The 18,397-nt window shown below is 53.3% G+C and carries 14 protein-coding genes, 4 tRNA genes and 1 rRNA gene; all 19 read right to left on the bottom strand.

Annotation, left to right across the window (positions count from 1 at the left end):
- Positions 1 to 28: 28 nt before the first annotated feature.
- Complete coding sequence (fusA, locus tag ACZRMS_RS14380; RefSeq protein ID WP_463995778.1) at positions 29 to 2,134, bottom strand: elongation factor G; 2,106 nt, start codon at positions 2,132 to 2,134, stop codon at positions 29 to 31.
- Between the two features lie 30 nt (positions 2,135 to 2,164).
- The gene (gene rpsG, locus ACZRMS_RS14385) at positions 2,165 to 2,635 is read right to left on the bottom strand and encodes a 30S ribosomal protein S7 (RefSeq protein ID WP_019824369.1); all 471 of its coding nucleotides are present in this window, start codon (positions 2,633 to 2,635) and stop codon (positions 2,165 to 2,167) included.
- A 123-nt stretch (positions 2,636 to 2,758) separates the two neighbouring features.
- Complete coding sequence (gene rpsL / locus ACZRMS_RS14390; protein ID WP_002555494.1) at positions 2,759 to 3,130, bottom strand: 30S ribosomal protein S12; 372 nt, start codon at positions 3,128 to 3,130, stop codon at positions 2,759 to 2,761.
- Between the two features lie 216 nt (positions 3,131 to 3,346).
- Positions 3,347 to 7,546 carry a DNA-directed RNA polymerase subunit beta' gene (gene rpoC, locus ACZRMS_RS14395; RefSeq protein WP_463995779.1) on the bottom strand — a complete coding sequence of 1,400 codons (4,200 nt, stop codon included), beginning with the start codon at positions 7,544 to 7,546 and terminating at the stop codon, positions 3,347 to 3,349.
- Positions 7,547 to 7,610: 64 nt separating this feature from the next.
- Positions 7,611 to 11,684 (bottom strand): DNA-directed RNA polymerase subunit beta, encoded by a 4,074-nt coding sequence (gene rpoB, locus ACZRMS_RS14400; RefSeq protein ID WP_048359441.1) that lies wholly within the window; start codon positions 11,682 to 11,684, stop codon positions 7,611 to 7,613.
- Between the two features lie 219 nt (positions 11,685 to 11,903).
- A complete protein-coding gene (rplL, locus tag ACZRMS_RS14405) occupies positions 11,904 to 12,269 on the bottom strand; it encodes a 50S ribosomal protein L7/L12 (protein ID WP_048359442.1) in 366 nt (121 codons plus the stop codon).
- 80 nt (positions 12,270 to 12,349) lie between these two features.
- The gene (gene rplJ / locus ACZRMS_RS14410; protein WP_003444392.1) at positions 12,350 to 12,850 is read right to left on the bottom strand and encodes a 50S ribosomal protein L10; all 501 of its coding nucleotides are present in this window, start codon (positions 12,848 to 12,850) and stop codon (positions 12,350 to 12,352) included.
- 195 nt (positions 12,851 to 13,045) lie between these two features.
- Entirely contained in the window at positions 13,046 to 13,741 is a 696-nt protein-coding gene (gene rplA, locus ACZRMS_RS14415) for a 50S ribosomal protein L1 (RefSeq protein WP_048359443.1), read from the bottom strand.
- Positions 13,741 to 14,172, bottom strand: a complete 432-nt coding sequence (rplK, locus tag ACZRMS_RS14420; protein WP_008008888.1) for a 50S ribosomal protein L11 — start codon at positions 14,170 to 14,172, stop codon at positions 13,741 to 13,743. Before rplK ends, rplA begins: the two co-directional genes overlap by 1 nt.
- Positions 14,173 to 14,288: 116 nt before the next feature.
- Positions 14,289 to 14,822 carry a transcription termination/antitermination protein NusG gene (gene nusG / locus ACZRMS_RS14425; protein ID WP_048359444.1) on the bottom strand — a complete coding sequence of 178 codons (534 nt, stop codon included), beginning with the start codon at positions 14,820 to 14,822 and terminating at the stop codon, positions 14,289 to 14,291.
- Between the two features lie 9 nt (positions 14,823 to 14,831).
- A complete protein-coding gene (gene secE / locus ACZRMS_RS14430; RefSeq protein ID WP_463995780.1) occupies positions 14,832 to 15,200 on the bottom strand; it encodes a preprotein translocase subunit SecE in 369 nt (122 codons plus the stop codon).
- A 45-nt stretch (positions 15,201 to 15,245) separates the two neighbouring features.
- Positions 15,246 to 15,321: transfer RNA gene (locus ACZRMS_RS14435), tRNA-Trp, on the bottom strand.
- 244 nt (positions 15,322 to 15,565) lie between these two features.
- Positions 15,566 to 15,641, bottom strand: a tRNA-Thr gene (locus tag ACZRMS_RS14440).
- Positions 15,642 to 15,667: 26 nt separating this feature from the next.
- A tRNA-Gly gene (locus tag ACZRMS_RS14445) sits at positions 15,668 to 15,741 on the bottom strand.
- Positions 15,742 to 15,766: 25 nt separating this feature from the next.
- Positions 15,767 to 15,851 (bottom strand) — tRNA-Tyr (locus ACZRMS_RS14450).
- Between the two features lie 110 nt (positions 15,852 to 15,961).
- On the bottom strand, positions 15,962 to 16,438 hold the full coding sequence (locus ACZRMS_RS14455) for a hypothetical protein (RefSeq protein ID WP_463995781.1): 477 nt from the start codon (positions 16,436 to 16,438) through the stop codon (positions 15,962 to 15,964).
- A gap of 7 nt (positions 16,439 to 16,445) precedes the next feature.
- A complete protein-coding gene (locus ACZRMS_RS14460; protein ID WP_463995782.1) occupies positions 16,446 to 17,189 on the bottom strand; it encodes a pantothenate kinase in 744 nt (247 codons plus the stop codon).
- Positions 17,179 to 18,126 carry a bifunctional biotin--[acetyl-CoA-carboxylase] ligase/biotin operon repressor BirA gene (gene birA, locus ACZRMS_RS14465; RefSeq protein WP_463995783.1) on the bottom strand — a complete coding sequence of 316 codons (948 nt, stop codon included), beginning with the start codon at positions 18,124 to 18,126 and terminating at the stop codon, positions 17,179 to 17,181. The genes ACZRMS_RS14460 and birA overlap by 11 nt, the downstream gene beginning before the upstream one ends.
- Positions 18,127 to 18,310: 184 nt before the next feature.
- A 5S ribosomal RNA gene (rrf, locus tag ACZRMS_RS14470) occupies positions 18,311 to 18,397 on the bottom strand; the annotation flags it as partial.

The following is an 18,397-nucleotide window of genomic DNA, read 5'->3' on the forward strand; positions in this document are numbered from 1 at the left end:
AACTCCTTGCCTAAAGGACTGAACTAAATCAGCCTTGTTTTTTAGTAACAGTTTCGACGATGTGCGCCGGAGCTGTATCGTATTTTTTGAATTCCATAGAGTAGCTTGCGCGACCCTGAGACATGGAACGAACGTCGGTCGCATAACCGAACATTTCACCCAACGGAACCTCAGCACGAATAACTTTGCCGGAAACCGTATCCTCCATACCCTGGATCATGCCGCGACGACGATTCAAGTCGCCCATCACGTCACCCATATAGTCTTCAGGTGTAACAACCTCTACCGCCATGATTGGCTCAAGCAGCTCACCACCACCTTTGGAGGCCAGTTGCTTGGTAGCCATGGAAGCAGCCACCTTAAACGCCATCTCGTTGGAGTCGACGTCGTGGTAAGAACCATCAAACACGGTAGCCTTCAGGCCGATCAGCGGATAGCCGGCAACAACACCGTTCTTCATCTGCTCTTCGATACCCTTCTGGATAGCCGGGATGTATTCCTTAGGAACCACACCACCTACCACTTCGTTCACGAACTGCAGACCTTCCTGACCTTCGTCAGCAGGTGCAAAACGGATCCAGCAGTGTCCAAACTGGCCACGACCGCCGGACTGACGAACGAACTTGCCTTCGATTTCACACTTCTTCGTGATGCGCTCACGATACGAAACCTGAGGCTTACCGATGTTGGCTTCGACGTTGAACTCACGGCGCATCCGGTCAACCAGGATGTCCAAGTGCAGCTCGCCCATGCCAGAGATGATCGTTTGACCAGTCTCTTCATCAGTTTTAACACGGAAAGATGGATCTTCTTGAGCAAGCTTGCCCAGTGCAACACCCATTTTTTCCTGGTCATCCTTGGTCTTAGGCTCTACGGCAACCGAAATAACCGGCTCCGGGAAGTCCATACGAACCAGAATGATTGGCTTGTCAGCGTTGCACAAAGTCTCACCAGTGGTGACGTCCTTCATGCCGATCAAGGCCGCGATGTCACCAGCGCGCACTTCCTTGATTTCTTCACGGGCGTTTGCGTGCATTTGCACCATACGACCCACGCGCTCTTTCTTGCCCTTAACCGAGTTGATCACGCCGTCGCCGGAGTTCAACACGCCCGAGTAAACACGGACGAAGGTCAAGGTGCCCACGAATGGGTCAGTAGCGATCTTGAACGCCAGAGCCGAGAACGGCTCGCTGTCGTCTGCATGACGCTCCAGCTCGATGCTCTCGTCATCAGGGTCAGTACCCTTGATGGCAGGAATATCAGTCGGAGCTGGCAGATAGTCGATAACAGCATCGAGAACCAGGGGAACGCCCTTGTTCTTGAAGGAAGAACCACAAACAGCCAAGACGATCTCACCAGCGATAGTACGCTGACGCAGAGCGGCCTTGATTTCCGCGATAGTGAATTCTTCACCTTCGAGGTACTTGTTCATCAGCTCTTCATTGGCTTCGGCCGCAGCCTGAACCATGTTGTCGCGCCACTCGTCAGCCAGATCTTTCAGCTCAGCTGGAATTTCCTTGCGAACAGGGACCATACCCTTGTCAGCATCATTCCAGTAAACAGCTTCCATGGTAATCAGATCAATCTGACCTTGGAAGTTGTCTTCAGAACCGATAGCGAGCTGGATAGGCACCGGAGTGTGACCCAGACGCTTTTTGATCTGCTCGATCACACGCAGGAAGTTCGCACCAGCACGGTCCATCTTGTTTACGTAAACAAGACGTGGAACGCCGTATTTGTTGGCTTGACGCCATACGGTTTCCGACTGAGGCTCAACACCCGAGGTACCACAGAACACAACGACAGCGCCGTCGAGTACACGAAGGGAACGTTCAACTTCAATAGTGAAGTCTACGTGGCCAGGTGTGTCGATTACGTTGAAGCGATGCTCGTCTTTGTACTGCTTGGCAGAACCCTTCCAGAAGGCGGTAATGGCAGCAGAAGTAATGGTAATACCACGCTCCTGCTCCTGCACCATCCAGTCGGTGGTCGCGGCGCCATCATGCACCTCGCCCATCTTGTGACTTTTGCCAGTGTAAAAAAGGACGCGCTCGGTAGTGGTGGTTTTACCAGCATCTACGTGAGCGACGATACCGATGTTACGGTAGCGACTAATCGGAGTAGTACGAGCCATAAAGCCCTCGCAAAATTAGTGAAGCTGAAATTAGAAGCGGTAGTGCGAGAAAGCCTTGTTAGCTTCGGCCATACGGTGCACGTCTTCACGCTTCTTAACAGCAGCACCTTTGCCTTCAGCTGCGTCCAACAGTTCGCCAGCCAAACGCAGAGCCATAGACTTCTCGCCGCGCTTGCGGGCGAAGTCTACCAACCAGCGCATTGCCAGGGCGTTACGACGGGACGGGCGAACTTCGACCGGAACCTGGTAAGTAGCACCGCCTACACGGCGCGACTTCACTTCGACCAGCGGAGCGATGGCGTCGAGAGCTTTCTCGAAGATTTCCAGGGGATCGCTGTTCTTGCGTTCTTTAACCTTTTCCAGCGCGCCATAAACGATACGCTCGGCAACGGCTTTTTTGCCGCTTTCCATCACGTGGTTCATGAACTTGGCCAGAATTTGGCTTCCGTATTTTGGATCGTCAAGCACATCGCGCTTGGCTGCTACGCGTCTTCTTGGCATGGATAAGCCCTCAAACGGTCTTCAGGTTAGCTCGGAACCATTACACCCTGCGGATGCACGTCCGACCTTACTCTTATCGACTCAGAAAAAAAGAAATCTGCATTATTTACCAGCAACCGAATACTACTTCGGCTTTTTGGTACCGTACTTCGAACGACCTTGGTTACGACCTTTAACGCCGGAAGTATCCAAAGAGCCGCGAACGGTGTGATAACGAACACCTGGCAAGTCTTTTACACGACCGCCACGAATCAGTACCACGCTGTGCTCTTGCAGGTTGTGACCTTCACCACCGATGTACGAGGAAACCTCGAAACCGTTGGTCAGGCGCACACGGCATACTTTACGCAGTGCCGAGTTAGGTTTTTTCGGCGTAGTTGTATACACACGGGTGCATACGCCACGACGTTGCGGGCAGTTTTGCAGCGCAGGCACGTCGGATTTCTCGACGATACGCTTACGCGGCTGACGTACCAGCTGGTTGATAGTTGCCATCTACTAGCTCCACTGTTGTCTTGCGACGCTATTGTCTTGCAAGAAAAGCAAAATGGCAGGAACGAATTCCCGCCAAATTTAGGGGTACAAGAGTCTAAAGAGGATCTTGCCCCCAGTCAAGGCAAGGCCCCGACCTTCCCACCTATCAAATCCAGACAAAATGTCTCAATTCGATGAATGGAACAGCCGGGGCCCGCCTCTCATTTACCGCAGAACTCAGTTACCGCTCGAGTTCAGCGCTTCGGTCAGTGCAGCTTCCACTTCACTGGCGCTTACGCGCAACGGCTTGTCAGCCTCACGGCGGCGCTTACGCTCACTGTGGTATGCCAAACCGGTACCTGCCGGGATCAAACGACCCACGACAACGTTTTCTTTCAGGCCGCGCAGGTAATCGCGCTTGCCGGTTACCGCTGCTTCGGTCAGTACGCGGGTGGTCTCTTGGAAAGAGGCCGCGGAGATGAACGATTCAGTCGACAACGACGCCTTGGTGATACCCAGCAGAACACGAGTGAACTTGGAAACGAATTTATCTTCGCCACCCAGACGTTCGTTCTCGGTCAACACCTGAGTCAACTCCATCTGGTCGCCCTTGATGAAGGTGGAATCACCAGACTCGGCAATCTCAACCTTACGCAGCATCTGACGCAGAATGGTCTCGATGTGCTTATCGTTGATTTTTACGCCTTGCAGACGATAAACGTCCTGAATCTCGTTAACGATGTACTTGGCCAGCGCACTTACACCCAGCAAACGCAGAATGTCGTGTGGATCGCTTGGACCGTCGGAGATTACTTCGCCGCGGTTCACTTGCTCGCCTTCGAAGACGTTCAGGTGACGCCACTTCGGAATCAGCTCTTCGTACGGATCAGTACCGTCGTTCGGAGTAATAACCAGACGGCGCTTGCCTTTGGTTTCTTTACCGAACGCGATGGTGCCGCTGACTTCAGCCAAAATCGAGGCTTCTTTCGGACGACGAGCTTCGAACAAGTCAGCAACGCGTGGCAGACCACCGGTGATGTCTCGAGTTTTCGAAGTTTCTTGCGGAATACGAGCGATAACGTCACCGATCGCGATTTCCGCACCATCCGCTACACCGACCAGAGCGTTAGCTGGCAGGAAGTACTGGGCCGGTACGTCGGTACCTGGCAACAGCAGATCCTTGCCATCCACACCAACCATCTTAACGGCTGGACGAATGTCCTTGCCGGCAGCTGGACGGTCTTTGGCATCAAGCACTTCAATGTTGGTCATACCGGTCAATTCGTCAGTCTGACGCTTGATCGTGATGCCTTCTTCCATGCCCACGTAGGTCACGGTACCTTTCATTTCGGTAACGATTGGGTGAGTGTGCGGATCCCACTTGGCTACGATAGAGCCAGCGTCAACCTTGTCACCTTCTTTAACCGAAATCACAGCACCGTACGGCAGCTTGTAACGCTCACGCTCACGACCGAAGTCATCAGCGATGGCCAGCTCACCGGAACGGGATACAGCTACCAGGCAGCCATCTACACGCTCAACGTGCTTCAGGTTATGAAGACGGACAGTACCGCCATTCTTCACCTGAACACTGTCAGCAGCAGAGGTCCGGCTTGCCGCACCACCGATGTGGAACGTACGCATTGTCAGCTGTGTACCCGGCTCACCGATCGACTGAGCAGCGATTACGCCGACAGCTTCACCGATGTTCACCTGGTGACCACGAGCCAAGTCACGACCGTAGCACTTGGCACAGATACCGAAGCGAGTTTCACAGCTGATTGGCGAACGTACGATTACTTCGTCGATGCTGTTCAGCTCGATGAATTCAACCCACTTCTCGTCAACCAGAGTGCCCGCAGGAACGATAATTTCCTCGGTACCCGGCTTGTACACGTCACGGGCGATTACTCGACCCAGTACGCGCTCACCCAACGGCTCAACAACGTCGCCGCCTTCGATGTGCGGAGTCATCAGCAGACCGTGTTCGGTGCCGCAGTCAACTTCAGTCACAACCAGGTCTTGCGCAACGTCTACCAGACGACGCGTCAGGTAACCGGAGTTAGCAGTCTTCAAGGCGGTATCCGCCAGACCCTTACGAGCACCGTGAGTCGAGATGAAGTACTGAAGTACGCTCAAACCTTCACGGAAGTTCGCGGTAATCGGCGTTTCGATGATGGAGCCGTCCGGCTTAGCCATCAGACCACGCATACCGGCCAGCTGACGGATCTGCGCAGCAGAACCTCGAGCACCGGAGTCGGCCATCATGTACATCGAGTTGAACGACTCTTGCTCAACTTCGTTGCCGTGACGGTCGATAACCTTCTCTTTCGAGAGGTTCGACATCATTGCCTTGGAGACTTCGTCGTTAGCTTTCGACCAAAGGTCGATTACTTTGTTGTACTTCTCGCCCTGAGTTACCAGGCCCGAAGCGTACTGACTTTCGATCTCTTTCACTTCATCGGTTGCAGCCGCGATGATGCGGGCTTTTTCATCAGGGATAACGAAGTCGTTAACGCCGATGGAAACGCCGGAAATGGTCGAGTAAGCAAAACCTGTGTACATCAACTGGTCAGCGAAGATAACGGTCTCTTTCAAACCAACCACGCGGTAGCACTGGTTGATCAGCTTGGAGATCGCTTTTTTCTTCATCGGCAGGTTGACGACGTCGTACGACAGACCTTTTGGCACAACCTGGAACAACAGCGCACGGCCAACAGTAGTGTCGACGATACGGGTATTGCTCACGCTGCCGCCATCACGGTCGTTGACGGTTTCGCTGATGCGAACTTTAACCTTGGCATGCAGTGCGGCTTCGCCAGCACGGAACACACGGTCAACTTCTTGCAGGTCAGCGAACACACGACCTTCGCCCTTGGCGTTGATCGCTTCACGGGTCATGTAGTACAGACCCAAGACAACGTCCTGCGACGGAACGATGATTGGCTCACCGTTGGCTGGCGACAGAATGTTGTTGGTCGACATCATCAACGCACGCGCTTCCAACTGGGCTTCCAGTGTCAGCGGTACGTGCACGGCCATTTGGTCGCCGTCGAAGTCGGCGTTGTACGCAGCACAGACCAGCGGGTGCAGCTGGATAGCTTTACCTTCGATCAGTACCGGTTCAAACGCCTGGATACCCAGACGGTGAAGGGTCGGTGCACGGTTGAGAAGAACCGGGTGTTCGCGGATTACTTCAGCGAGAACGTCCCAAACTTCTGGCAACTCACGCTCAACCATCTTCTTGGCTGCTTTGATGGTGGTAGCAAGACCACGCATTTCCAGCTTGCCAAAAATGAACGGTTTGAACAGCTCAAGAGCCATTTTCTTCGGCAGGCCGCACTGGTGCAGACGCAGGGTCGGACCTACGGTAATTACCGAACGACCCGAGTAGTCAACACGCTTACCGAGCAAGTTCTGACGGAAACGACCCTGCTTACCCTTGATCATGTCAGCCAAGGATTTCAGAGGGCGCTTGTTCGAACCGGTAATAGCGCGACCGCGACGGCCGTTGTCGAGCAAGGCGTCGACTGCTTCTTGCAACATACGCTTTTCGTTGCGCACGATGATGTCCGGAGCGGACAGATCAAGCAGGCGCTTCAAGCGGTTGTTACGGTTGATTACCCGACGATACAGATCGTTGAGGTCGGAAGTCGCGAAACGACCACCATCAAGCGGGACCAAAGGACGCAGATCCGGCGGCAGAACCGGCAGAACGGTCAGAACCATCCACTCAGGAAGGTTGCCGGAGCCCAGGAAGGCTTCCATCAACTTCAGGCGTTTGGACAGCTTCTTGATTTTGGTTTCGGAGTTGGTTTGCGGAATTTCTTCGCGCAGACGGCCAATCTCGTGTTCCAGGTCGATAGCGTGCAGCAGTTCACGTACAGCTTCAGCACCCATACGGGCATCAAAGTCGTCGCCGAACTCTTCCAGCGCTTCGAAGTACTGCTCATCGTTCAGCAGCTGACCTTTTTCAAGAGTGGTCATGCCTGGATCGATAACGACATAGCTCTCGAAGTAGAGAACGCGCTCGATATCACGCAGGGTCATGTCCATCAGCAAACCGATACGGGACGGCAGCGATTTCAGGAACCAGATGTGAGCAACTGGCGAAGCCAGTTCGATGTGAGCCATGCGCTCGCGACGGACCTTGGCCAGTGCGACTTCTACGCCACACTTCTCACAGATCACACCGCGGTGCTTCAAGCGCTTGTACTTACCGCACAGGCACTCGTAATCCTTTACCGGGCCAAAGATCTTGGCGCAGAACAGGCCGTCACGCTCAGGCTTGAACGTACGGTAGTTGATGGTTTCCGGTTTTTTAACTTCACCGAACGACCACGAACGGATCATCTCAGGCGATGCCAATCCAATACGGATGGCGTCGAACTCTTCGACTTGACCCTGGTTTTTCAGCAAATTCAGTAGGTCTTTCAAGGCCTTTCCTCCTGGCGGAGCAGAGAGCGGGCTAAACAGCCCCGCTCTCGATTCGCGTCACGTGTTATTCGGTTTCCAGATCGATATCGATGCCGAGGGAACGAATTTCTTTGATCAACACGTTGAAAGACTCGGGCATGCCCGGCTCCATACGGTGATCGCCGTCCACGATGTTTTTGTACATCTTGGTACGACCGTTCACATCGTCCGACTTCACTGTGAGCATTTCTTGCAGAGTGTATGCCGCGCCGTAGGCTTCCAGCGCCCAGACCTCCATCTCCCCGAAACGCTGACCACCGAACTGTGCCTTACCACCCAGCGGCTGCTGGGTAACCAGGCTGTAAGAACCGGTAGAACGAGCATGCATCTTGTCGTCTACCAAGTGGTTCAGCTTCAGCATGTACATGTAGCCAACGGTAACCGGACGCTCGAACTTGTTGCCGGTACGGCCGTCAGTCAGTTCCATCTGGCCGCTGTCTGGCAGATCAGCCAAACGTAGCATTGCCTTGATTTCACTTTCCTTGGCACCGTCGAACACCGGGGTAGCCATAGGCACACCGCCACGAAGGTTCTTCGCCAGATCCAGGATCTCCTGGTCGGTGAAGTCATCCAGGCTTTCTTGACGACCGCCAATTTCGTTGTAGATCTCATGCAAGAACTTGCGCAGGTCAGCGACCTTGCGTTGTTCTTCAATCATGAGGTTGATCTTCTCGCCCAAACCTTTAGCCGCGAGGCCCAGGTGAGTTTCAAGAATCTGACCAACGTTCATACGCGAAGGTACGCCCAACGGGTTGAGGACCACATCAACCGGGGTGCCATTGGCATCGTACGGCATGTCTTCAACCGGCATGATCACGGAGACCACACCTTTGTTACCGTGACGACCAGCCATCTTGTCACCCGGCTGGATGCGACGACGGATTGCCAGGTAAACCTTGACGATTTTCAGCACGCCTGGAGCCAGGTCATCGCCCTGCTGCAGTTTGCGCTTCTTGTCTTCGAACTTGTCGTCCAGCAGGCGACGACGATCGATGATGTAAGCCTGGGCTTTTTCAAGTTGCTCGTTCAGAGCATCTTCAGCCATGCGCAGTTTGAACCACTGCCCATGCTCAAGACCGTCCAGGATTTCATTGGTGATTTCCTGACCTTTCTTCAGACCAGCACCGCCCTCGGCTATACGGCCAACCAGAGCAGAGCGCAGACGTTCGAAAGTAGCGCCTTCAACGATACGGAACTCTTCGTTCAGATCCTTGCGGATCTCGTCCAGCTGGGTCTTCTCGATCGACAGGGCACGAGCATCACGCTCAACGCCGTCGCGGGTGAAGACCTGCACGTCGATAACTGTACCTTTGGTACCGGTAGGTACACGCAGGGAAGTGTCTTTAACGTCGCTGGCTTTTTCACCAAAGATTGCACGCAACAGCTTCTCTTCTGGAGTCAGCTGAGTCTCGCCTTTCGGAGTGACCTTACCAACCAGAATGTCGCCGGCGCCAACTTCAGCACCTACGTAAACGATACCGGCTTCGTCCAGTTTGTTCAGTGCAGCTTCACCCACGTTAGGGATGTCTGCAGTGATCTCTTCAGGCCCAAGCTTGGTGTCACGTGCCACACAGGTCAGTTCCTGAATGTGGATCGTGGTGAAACGATCTTCTTGAACAACTCGTTCCGACAAGCAGATGGAGTCTTCGAAGTTGTAACCGTTCCAGGCCATGAACGCGATGCGCATGTTCTGACCCAGAGCCAGCTCACCCATGTCGGTGGACGGACCATCGGCCATGATGTCGCTACGCTGCACACGATCACCCTTGCGAACCAGCGGGCGCTGGTTGATGCAGGTGTTCTGGTTGGAGCGGGTGTATTTGGTCAGGTTATAGATGTCTACACCGGCTTCGCCAGTTTCAACTTCGTCATCTGCAACACGAACCACAATACGGCTTGCATCAACAGAGTCGATAACGCCACCACGACGAGCCACGACGCAAACGCCGGAGTCACGAGCTACGTTACGCTCCATGCCAGTACCTACCAGCGGCTTGTCAGCGCGCAAGGTTGGCACAGCTTGACGCTGCATGTTCGAACCCATCAACGCACGGTTGGCGTCATCGTGCTCGAGGAACGGGATCAACGACGCTGCAACCGACACAACCTGCTTCGGCGAAACGTCCATCAAGGTGACGTCTTCCGGCGCCTTAACGGTGAATTCGTTCAAGTGACGAACAGCTACCAGCTCGTCGATCAGAACCTTCTTGTCGTTCATCGTGGCCGAAGCCTGAGCGATCACGTGATCGGCTTCTTCGATGGCGGACAGGAACACGATCTCGTCGGTAACCAGAGCGTCTTTCACCACACGATACGGGCTTTCAAGGAAGCCGTACTGGTTGGTGCGCGCATAGGCAGCCAAGGAGTTGATCAGACCAATGTTCGGACCTTCCGGCGTTTCAATCGGGCATACACGACCGTAGTGAGTCGGATGTACGTCACGAACTTCAAAGCCAGCACGCTCACGCGTCAAACCACCCGGACCCAGTGCAGAAACACGGCGCTTGTGGGTGATCTCGGACAGAGGGTTGTTCTGGTCCATGAACTGGGACAGCTGGCTCGAACCGAAGAACTCTTTCACCGCTGCAGCCACTGGCTTGGCGTTGATCAGGTCTTGCGGCATCAGGCCTTCGCTTTCAGCCATCGACAGACGCTCTTTGACCGCACGCTCAACACGTACCAGGCCAACGCGGAACTGGTTTTCAGCCATTTCGCCTACACAGCGAACACGACGGTTACCCAGGTGGTCGATGTCATCGACGATGCCTTTACCGTTACGGATGTCGACCAGAGTCTTCAGCACAGCAACGATGTCTTCTTTGCACAACACGCCCGAACCTTCGATCTCGGTACGACCGATACGACGGTTGAACTTCATCCGGCCGACCGCAGACAGGTCATAACGCTCGGGGCTGAAGAACAGGTTGTTGAACAGAGTCTCGGCAGCGTCTTTGGTTGGCGGCTCGCCTGGACGCATCATGCGATAGATCTCTACCAGAGCTTCCAATTGGTTGCTGGTGGAGTCGATCTTCAGAGTGTCGGAAACGAACGGACCGCAGTCGATGTCGTTGGTGTACAACGTCTCGATACGAACTACTTGACCCTTGGCAATTTTTGCCAGGATTTCAGTCGTCAGCTCGGTGTTGCACTCAGCAATGATTTCGCCAGTAGCCGGGTGCACGATAGCCTTGGCCGTTGTGCGGCCCAGGACGTAGTCCAGGGGCATAACAAGCTCTTTGACACCGGCTTTTTCCAGCTGGTTGATGTGACGAGCAGTAATACGACGACCCTGCTCAACAATCACCTTGCCTTTGTCATCGACGATATCGATGGCCGCAATTTCACCGCGCAGGCGATGAGGCACCAATTCCAGACACAGGCTTTCACCTTGCACATGGAAGACGTTGGTGGTGTAGAACGCGTCCAGAACTTGTTCAGTCGTATAACCCAGCGCTCGCAGCAATACCGATGCAGGCAGCTTGCGACGACGGTCAATACGTACGAACACACAGTCCTTCGGATCGAACTCGAAGTCCAACCACGAACCGCGGTAAGGAATGATACGCGCAGAATAAAGCAGCTTACCGGAGCTGTGCGTCTTGCCGCGGTCGTGGTCAAAGAACACGCCCGGGGAACGGTGCAGCTGGGAAACAATTACACGCTCGGTACCGTTGATTACGAAGGTACCGTTTTCAGTCATCAGGGGGATTTCACCCATGTAGACTTCTTGCTCTTTGATGTCCTTGATCGCTTTGTTCGACGACTCTTTGTCGAAAATGATCAAACGAACTTTTACCCGCAAAGGTACGGCGTAAGTTACACCGCGCAACACGCATTCTTTGACATCAAATGCCGGTTCGCCCAAGCGATAACCGACGTACTCCAGCGCAGCATTGCCGGAGTAGCTGATGATCGGGAAAACGGATTTGAAGGCCGCATGCAGGCCCACGTCGCGGAACTGATCTTTAGTCGCTCCCGCCTGCAAGAATTCACGATACGAATCCAGCTGGATTGCCAAGAGATACGGCACATCCATGACGTCCGGCAACTTGCTAAAGTCCTTGCGGATACGTTTTTTCTCAGTATATGAGTAAGCCATCAGCGTTCCCCAGCTTGGTCACCTGCTTGTTTGGCCTCTCCCGACGGGAGCAGCCAGAAAATCGTGCAAACCCCTTGGTTTGCTCCACCGCACAGGGTGGTTACAGCACGTTAAAGGCGCCAACCGAGTCGGCTGCCAATAACGGAAAAAGGCCGGTGGCAAGAGCCACCAGCCATCAGCCTCAGCTTAACGCTTGGGCTGGAGACGCAAGGTCGATGCTTACTTCAGCTCGACTTTAGCGCCTGCTTCTTCCAAGGTAGCCTTGGCTTTGTCAGCTGCGTCTTTCGATACAGCTTCCAGAACAACGCTAGGAGCGCTGTCAACTACTGCCTTGGCTTCTTTCAAGCCCAGACCAGTCAGTTCACGAACAGCCTTGATCACGTTAACTTTCTTCTCGCCAGCTTCCAGCAGCATGACGTTGAATTCAGTTTGCTCTTCAACAACAGCAGCGGCAGCAGCAGGACCAGCAGAAGCAGCAGCAGCGGAAACGCCGAATGCTTCTTCCATTGCCTTGATCAGCTCAACGATTTCCAGAACGGATTTCGAACCGATTGCGTCGATGATTTCTTGAGTAGTCAGAGACATGACTATTGATTCCTGTATTGGGGTGACAGCCTAGGCGGCCATCGAAATAAACAATAAACGCTGAAAGGAGTTGCTCAGCCTTAGGCTGCAGCAGCTTCTTTCTGGTCGCGAAGGGCCGCCAGAGTACGAGCCAATTTGCTGGTAGCGCCTTGAATCACGCTCATCAGCTGAGAAATTGCTTCGTCACGGGTCGGCAGACTTGCCAGTACGTCGATCTGATTAGCTGCGAGGAACTTGCCCTCGAACGCAGCTGCCTTGATCTCGAACTTATCCTGACCTTTAGCGAACTCTTTGAACAAACGGGCAGCAGCGCCTGGATGTTCGTTGGAGAATGCGATCAAGGTCGGGCCTGTGAACACGTCGTTGAGAACACTGTATTCAGTGTCAGCAACAGCGCGCTTGAGCAGGGTGTTACGTACAACACGTACGTAAACGCCAGCTTCACGAGCCTCTTTACGGAGTCCGGTCATAGCGCCTACTGTCACACCGCGGGCATCAGCCACAACAGCGGACAGGGCAACTTTGGCAGCCTCGTTGACTTCAGCGACGATGGCCTTCTTGTCTTCGAGTTTAATTGCCACGGGTTTAACTCCTGCTTGTTACCGTTTCATCCAACCGAGGCCGGATGTCGTTTTGGTGTCTGATTCGGTAAGGAACCGGGAGCACCATCTGCGTAGGCTTGAGGTTTAAGGCTTGCACCGCCTACGGTCTTGGATAGCCCCCGCCAGGCAGGGACCCCAATCTTTCATTGACGCATTAAAACGCGCCAATTTGTCTTACGCGTCCAAGGAACCTTGATCAATGATCAAGCCTGGGCCCATAGTGGTGCTCAGGGTAACGCGCTTAACATAAATACCTTTCGAGGAAGCTGGCTTGATACGCTTCAGATCAGCGATCAGTGCTTCAACGTTTTCCTTCAGCTTGACGGCGTCGAAACCGATCTTGCCAACGGAAGTGTGGATGATACCGTTTTTGTCGGTGCGATAACGAACCTGACCAGCCTTCGCGTTCTTAACAGCGGTAGCTACGTCTGGAGTTACAGTACCAACCTTAGGGTTAGGCATCAAACCACGTGGACCAAGGATCTGACCCAGCTGACCTACAACACGCATTGCGTCCGGGGATGCAATAACTACGTCATAGTTCAGGTCGCCGCCTTTCATTTCGGCAGCCAGGTCGTCCATACCAACGCGATCAGCGCCGGCAGCCAGAGCAGCTTCAGCAGCCGGCCCCTGGGTGAACACAGCTACACGTACAGTCTTGCCAGTGCCGTGTGGCAGCACAGTAGCGCTACGAACAACCTGGTCAGATTTACGTGGGTCCACGCCCAAGTTAACGGCGATGTCGAAAGACTCGCTGAATTTAACAGTCGACAGCTCAGCCAGCAAAGCAGCAGCGTCTACAAAGTTGTAGGACTTGCCAGCTTCGATTTTACCGGCGATTGCCTTTTGACGCTTAGTCAGCTTAGCCATTACACACCCTCCACGTTAAGGCCCATGCTACGAGCAGAACCGGCGATAGTACGCACGGCTGCTTCCATATCAGCTGCAGTAAGATCCGCGTTTTTGGTTTTCGCGATTTCTTCCAGCTGAGCACGGGTAACAGTGCCAACCTTAACGGTGTTTGGACGAGCGGAACCGCTAGTCAGACCAGCAGCCTTCTTCAGCAGTACCGAAGCAGGGGTCGACTTGGTTTCGAACGTGAAGCTACGGTCGCTGTATACAGTGATGATCACTGGAGTCGGCAAGCCTGGCTCAATACCCTGAGTACGGGCGTTGAAAGCCTTGCAGAATTCCATGATATTCACACCGTGTTGACCCAGAGCTGGGCCGACAGGTGGGCTTGGGTTGGCCTGTGCGGCCTTCACTTGCAGCTTGATGTAAGCGGTAATCTTCTTAGCCATGAGGCACTCCAATTACGGGTTCAAACGCCTATAGAGGCTCCCCGGTTACTTGCGCGTTTATCCCAGTGACGACAAAACCCCACAGCCTAAGCCATGGGGTTGGGATTCGTGTCTAACTAGACCTTTTCGACCTGGCTAAACTCTAGCTCTACCGGAGTAGAGCGACCGAAAATGAGCACCGCCACTTGGATGCGGCTCTTTTCGTAGTTAACTTCTTCAACTGTGCCGTTAAAATCAGCGAACGGGCCATCTGTAACGCGAACAACTTCGCCTGGCTCGAACAATGTTTTCGGCTTGGGCTTGTCGCTACCATCAGCAACTCGACGCAGAATCGCTTCTGCCTCTTTATCAGTGATCGGAGCCGGTTTATCGGCAGTACCACCAATGAAGCCCATTACGCGAGGAGTATCCTTGACCAAGTGCCAAGTCCCTTCGCTCATATCCATCTGTACCAGCACATAGCCAGGAAAGAATTTGCGCTCGCTTTTGCGTTTCTGGCCATTACGCATTTCAACCACTTCTTCAGTGGGAACCAGAATTTCGCCGAAGCCTTCTTCCATGCCTGCCAGCTTAATACGCTCCATCAAAGAGCGCATAACATGCTTTTCGTAACCCGAATAAGCATGCACTACGTACCAACGCTTAGCCACGGGACACCCTTAGCCAACAATCAAGGAAACGAGCCAGCCGAGCAGGGAATCAAGCCCCCACAACAGCAACGCCATAACAAGAACAACAGCCACCACGATCAACGTGGTCTGCGTAGTTTCTTGGCGAGTTGGCCATACGACTTTACGAATCTCAGTACGAGCTTCCTTCACCAAGACAGAGAACGACTTGCCTTTCGCCGTTTGCAAACCTACATAGGTAGCAACAGCAGCAATCACAAGAAGTGCAATGACGCGATACAGGATCGGCGAACCAGAATAATACTGATTCCCAACAACGCCAACCACCACAAGAGCAACCACTACAAGCCACTTGAGGAGATCGAAGCGAGAGCCTTGAACTTCAGCCTTGGGAGTCATCTAAGAGGATCCTGTGAAAAGAAAGCCAGACGCAATGAGCGAATCTGGCAGGTCAGGAGGGAATCGAACCCCCAACCTACGGTTTTGGAGACCGTCGCTCTGCCAATTGAGCTACTGACCTAAAACATTATCGAGCCGCCGATTATGCCGGCACGAGAGAGACTTTTCAACAACCTGTGCAATTACTTTTGCAATCCACCCACACCAAGCAGCAAATCACCATGTGAATAGCAGAATGCGAGCTACCCACAACCGTAACACCAACCTAGGCAGCAGCACCTAAAAAAGCACCGCCAGCAAACACCCAGGACAGGCTATGCACCTGTTAAAACAAAGGCAGATATTTTCATATCTGCCTTGTTATATGGAGCTCTTGAGCGGATTTGAACCGCTGACCTCACCCTTACCAAGGGTGTGCTCTACCAACTGAGCTACAAGAGCAAAAAATGTTGCGAAAACAGCAAGGCTGGAGCGGGTGGCGGGAATCGAACCCGCATCATCAGCTTGGAAGGCTGAGGTTCTACCACTAAACTACACCCGCAAATCTTGCTGTCTTAGCTTAAATATGGTGGAGGGGGAAGGATTCGAACCTTCGAAGTCGTAGACGTCAGATTTACAGTCTGATCCCTTTGGCCGCTCGGGAACCCCTCCTAAGCGAGATAGAATTCTACATCATTCTATCCTTCTGTCAACCACTTTCTTCAATTAAATCAGGAAGTTAGATGATTAACTCACTCCTCAGCTAAGAGCCTGTTTGGCGTTCACTGTGGAGCGGGCGCCATTCTATGCAAAGAATCGGGTAGCTGCAACCCCTCGCAGCGCATTTTTATGTATTTTAAGCCATTGAATTCACTGGCAAGGCCCTGCAAAACCATTTCGCTCGCTGCAGAGCTGCTTTGCGGGGTGACTTTAAGGACATATCCCACCAACGCAGACCGATCAACCTCAACCGGCACTGACTGCATACCTTTGTCAGAAAGCTTGCGTTGCAAGCTGCGCAACTGATCCTCCGCCGGCAAGCCACCGAGATAAAGACACTCCACGCCCTCTGCAGGGCCACTCTGGGCATCACCAGTAGTCACTACAGACCTCGCTTCACTAAGAAGACTTATGCCTTGCTGGCTACCTTTGTACAAAGACAAGGAAACAACTTCCTTAGCCCTAAGCGGCGCCTCTTGCTGATGCCATACGTAGTAGAAAATGTTTAAAACGACTAGCAGCAGAAACAGCCAACGCATATAAACCTCAAGGAAGGGGACAAACCACCGCCAAACCAACAAACACTAGGTCTTGCACCAGGCGCGCATCAGGCACCATATCTTTCACCAGGCTTGCGTCACCACCGGTGATAAAAACCTCGAAATCCTGCCCCCAATACTCGCTTGCCAGCTCCAACTGGGTCAGAACAAACCCTCTCATCATCAACAAGCATCCGCGCTCTACAGCCTCAACCGTTGTACGGCCCGGAGTACGCTGGAGCAATGCCTGCTCGGCTGAAAAGTCGTCATACCTGATTCGACGGGTATGGGTGCGTAATTGATCACGCATCAGGGGCATTCCAGGGCAAATAAACCCACCTAAATGCTGACCATCGGCTGCAACGAAGTCCGCTGTTACCGCCGTACCGAAGTCCAGCACCAGACACGCACTTCTCGCCAACTCAAAAGCGCCAACCACCGCAAGCCAGCGATCGAGCCCCAAACGAGCGTACTCTTCATAACCGTTACTCACCCCTGCCACAGCCCTGGCAGGTTGCGCACATTCCACCTTGATACCAAATGTCGTAGCAATAGAGGCCACCAGGCTAGACGTTTCATCATCACTTCGCACACTCACCAAGCGGCAATGAGTTATGCACAACGCTGGAACAGCCAAAATTGCAGCGATAAGCCCCACATCAGAATCCACGACTCCACCACTCACAGCCACTCCGGCATCAAGTGCCCGCCACTTGATAAAACTGTTGCCACAGTCCATCTCAAGAATCATGGCGCAACCTCAGGCTAAGCTCGCCACCACTGAACACCTTCTCCTCGCCACTGACACTCATACGTAATGCGCCCTGCTGATCAATACCCATGACCGTACCATCCACCTGGTGCACCCCAGCAATCAAAGACACTTCACGTCCCTGCCACAAGTGATTTTGTTCCCACTCATCCTGTATTGCCGAAAAGCCTTCGGCTGCATGGCGCTTGATATACAACAGCAAACTGTCGTTGAGCTTCGAAACCAGTAAATTACGATTTATCGCAGACCCAGACTCTAAATAAACAGAAGTCCACGCCTGATCAACCTCACGGGCCACACGCATATTCACGTTGATACCAATACCAAGCACGACATGGCAAACGTCAGCCGGATCCCCGACCAACTCAAGCAAAATACCGGCAATCTTTTTGTTGCCTACCAGCACGTCATTTGGCCATTTGAGGCCCGCACCCGAGATACCCACATTTTTAAGCGCACTCAACACCGCAAGGCCAACTACAAGACTAAGTCCCTCGAGCTGACGCATGCCCCCATCCATCCGAAGAACGAGACTGTAGTAAATATTCTCCGCGAATGGGCTAACCCACTTACGCCCCCTACGCCCGCGACCTGCTGTTTGTCGCTCAGCGGTGATAACAAAGGGAGCTGTTATGCCACGATCAATCGCGCGCAAAGCTTCAGCATTAGTAGAGTCTAACGAGTGATGAATCAAGACAGGCCAAGGACTGGTATCCAACTGATCCTGCTCAAGGAGCTCAAGCGGTGCAGCCAGTTGATAGCCGCGACCTCGCACTTTGTGAATCGACAAGTTCAAATCAGACTCCAGGTGCTGGAGCTGCTTCCAGATAGCGCTACGACTAACGCCTAGCGCAGCTCCAAGCGCTTGCCCTGAATGGAACCGACCATCTTTAAGGAGTTTCAACAACGTCAGCATGCAAGTATCGCCTCACAATCAGGCACGCATAATAGCCATGAGCAGAGCAATTGCATAGAAACCCTGCAAGTCACAGCATGCGCGTAATAACGCTTGATAGCCCGAGCGATTGCTCGCTGCAACTTTTCTCGGCACAAAAACAAACCCCCTGTCTGCGTTAGCAGACAGGGGGTTTGGAATTTAATCTTGACGATGACCTACTCTCACATGGGGAAACCCCACACTACCATCGGCGATGCATCGTTTCACTACTGAGTTCGGGATGGGATCA

This window comes from Pseudomonas sp. B424 (assembly GCF_055408345.1).

What these genes read in the sequence shown, in the direction of transcription:
- fusA (WP_463995778.1), bottom strand. Translation starts at nt 2,134, where the DNA reads ATGGCTCGTACTACTCCGATTAGTCGCTACCGTAACATCGGTATCGTC.
- rpsG (WP_019824369.1), bottom strand. Translation starts at nt 2,635, where the DNA reads ATGCCAAGAAGACGCGTAGCAGCCAAGCGCGATGTGCTTGACGATCCA.
- rpsL (WP_002555494.1), bottom strand. Translation starts at nt 3,130, where the DNA reads ATGGCAACTATCAACCAGCTGGTACGTCAGCCGCGTAAGCGTATCGTC.
- rpoB (WP_048359441.1), bottom strand. Translation starts at nt 11,684, where the DNA reads ATGGCTTACTCATATACTGAGAAAAAACGTATCCGCAAGGACTTTAGC.
- rplL (WP_048359442.1), bottom strand. Translation starts at nt 12,269, where the DNA reads ATGTCTCTGACTACTCAAGAAATCATCGACGCAATCGGTTCGAAATCC.
- rplA (WP_048359443.1), bottom strand. Translation starts at nt 13,741, where the DNA reads ATGGCTAAGCTGACTAAGCGTCAAAAGGCAATCGCCGGTAAAATCGAA.
- rplK (WP_008008888.1), bottom strand. Translation starts at nt 14,172, where the DNA reads ATGGCTAAGAAGATTACCGCTTACATCAAGCTGCAAGTGAAGGCCGCA.
- secE (WP_463995780.1), bottom strand. Translation starts at nt 15,200, where the DNA reads ATGACTCCCAAGGCTGAAGTTCAAGGCTCTCGCTTCGATCTCCTCAAG.
- ACZRMS_RS14455 (WP_463995781.1), bottom strand. Translation starts at nt 16,438, where the DNA reads ATGCGTTGGCTGTTTCTGCTGCTAGTCGTTTTAAACATTTTCTACTAC.
- ACZRMS_RS14460 (WP_463995782.1), bottom strand. Translation starts at nt 17,189, where the DNA reads ATGATTCTTGAGATGGACTGTGGCAACAGTTTTATCAAGTGGCGGGCA.
- birA (WP_463995783.1), bottom strand. Translation starts at nt 18,126, where the DNA reads ATGCTGACGTTGTTGAAACTCCTTAAAGATGGTCGGTTCCATTCAGGG.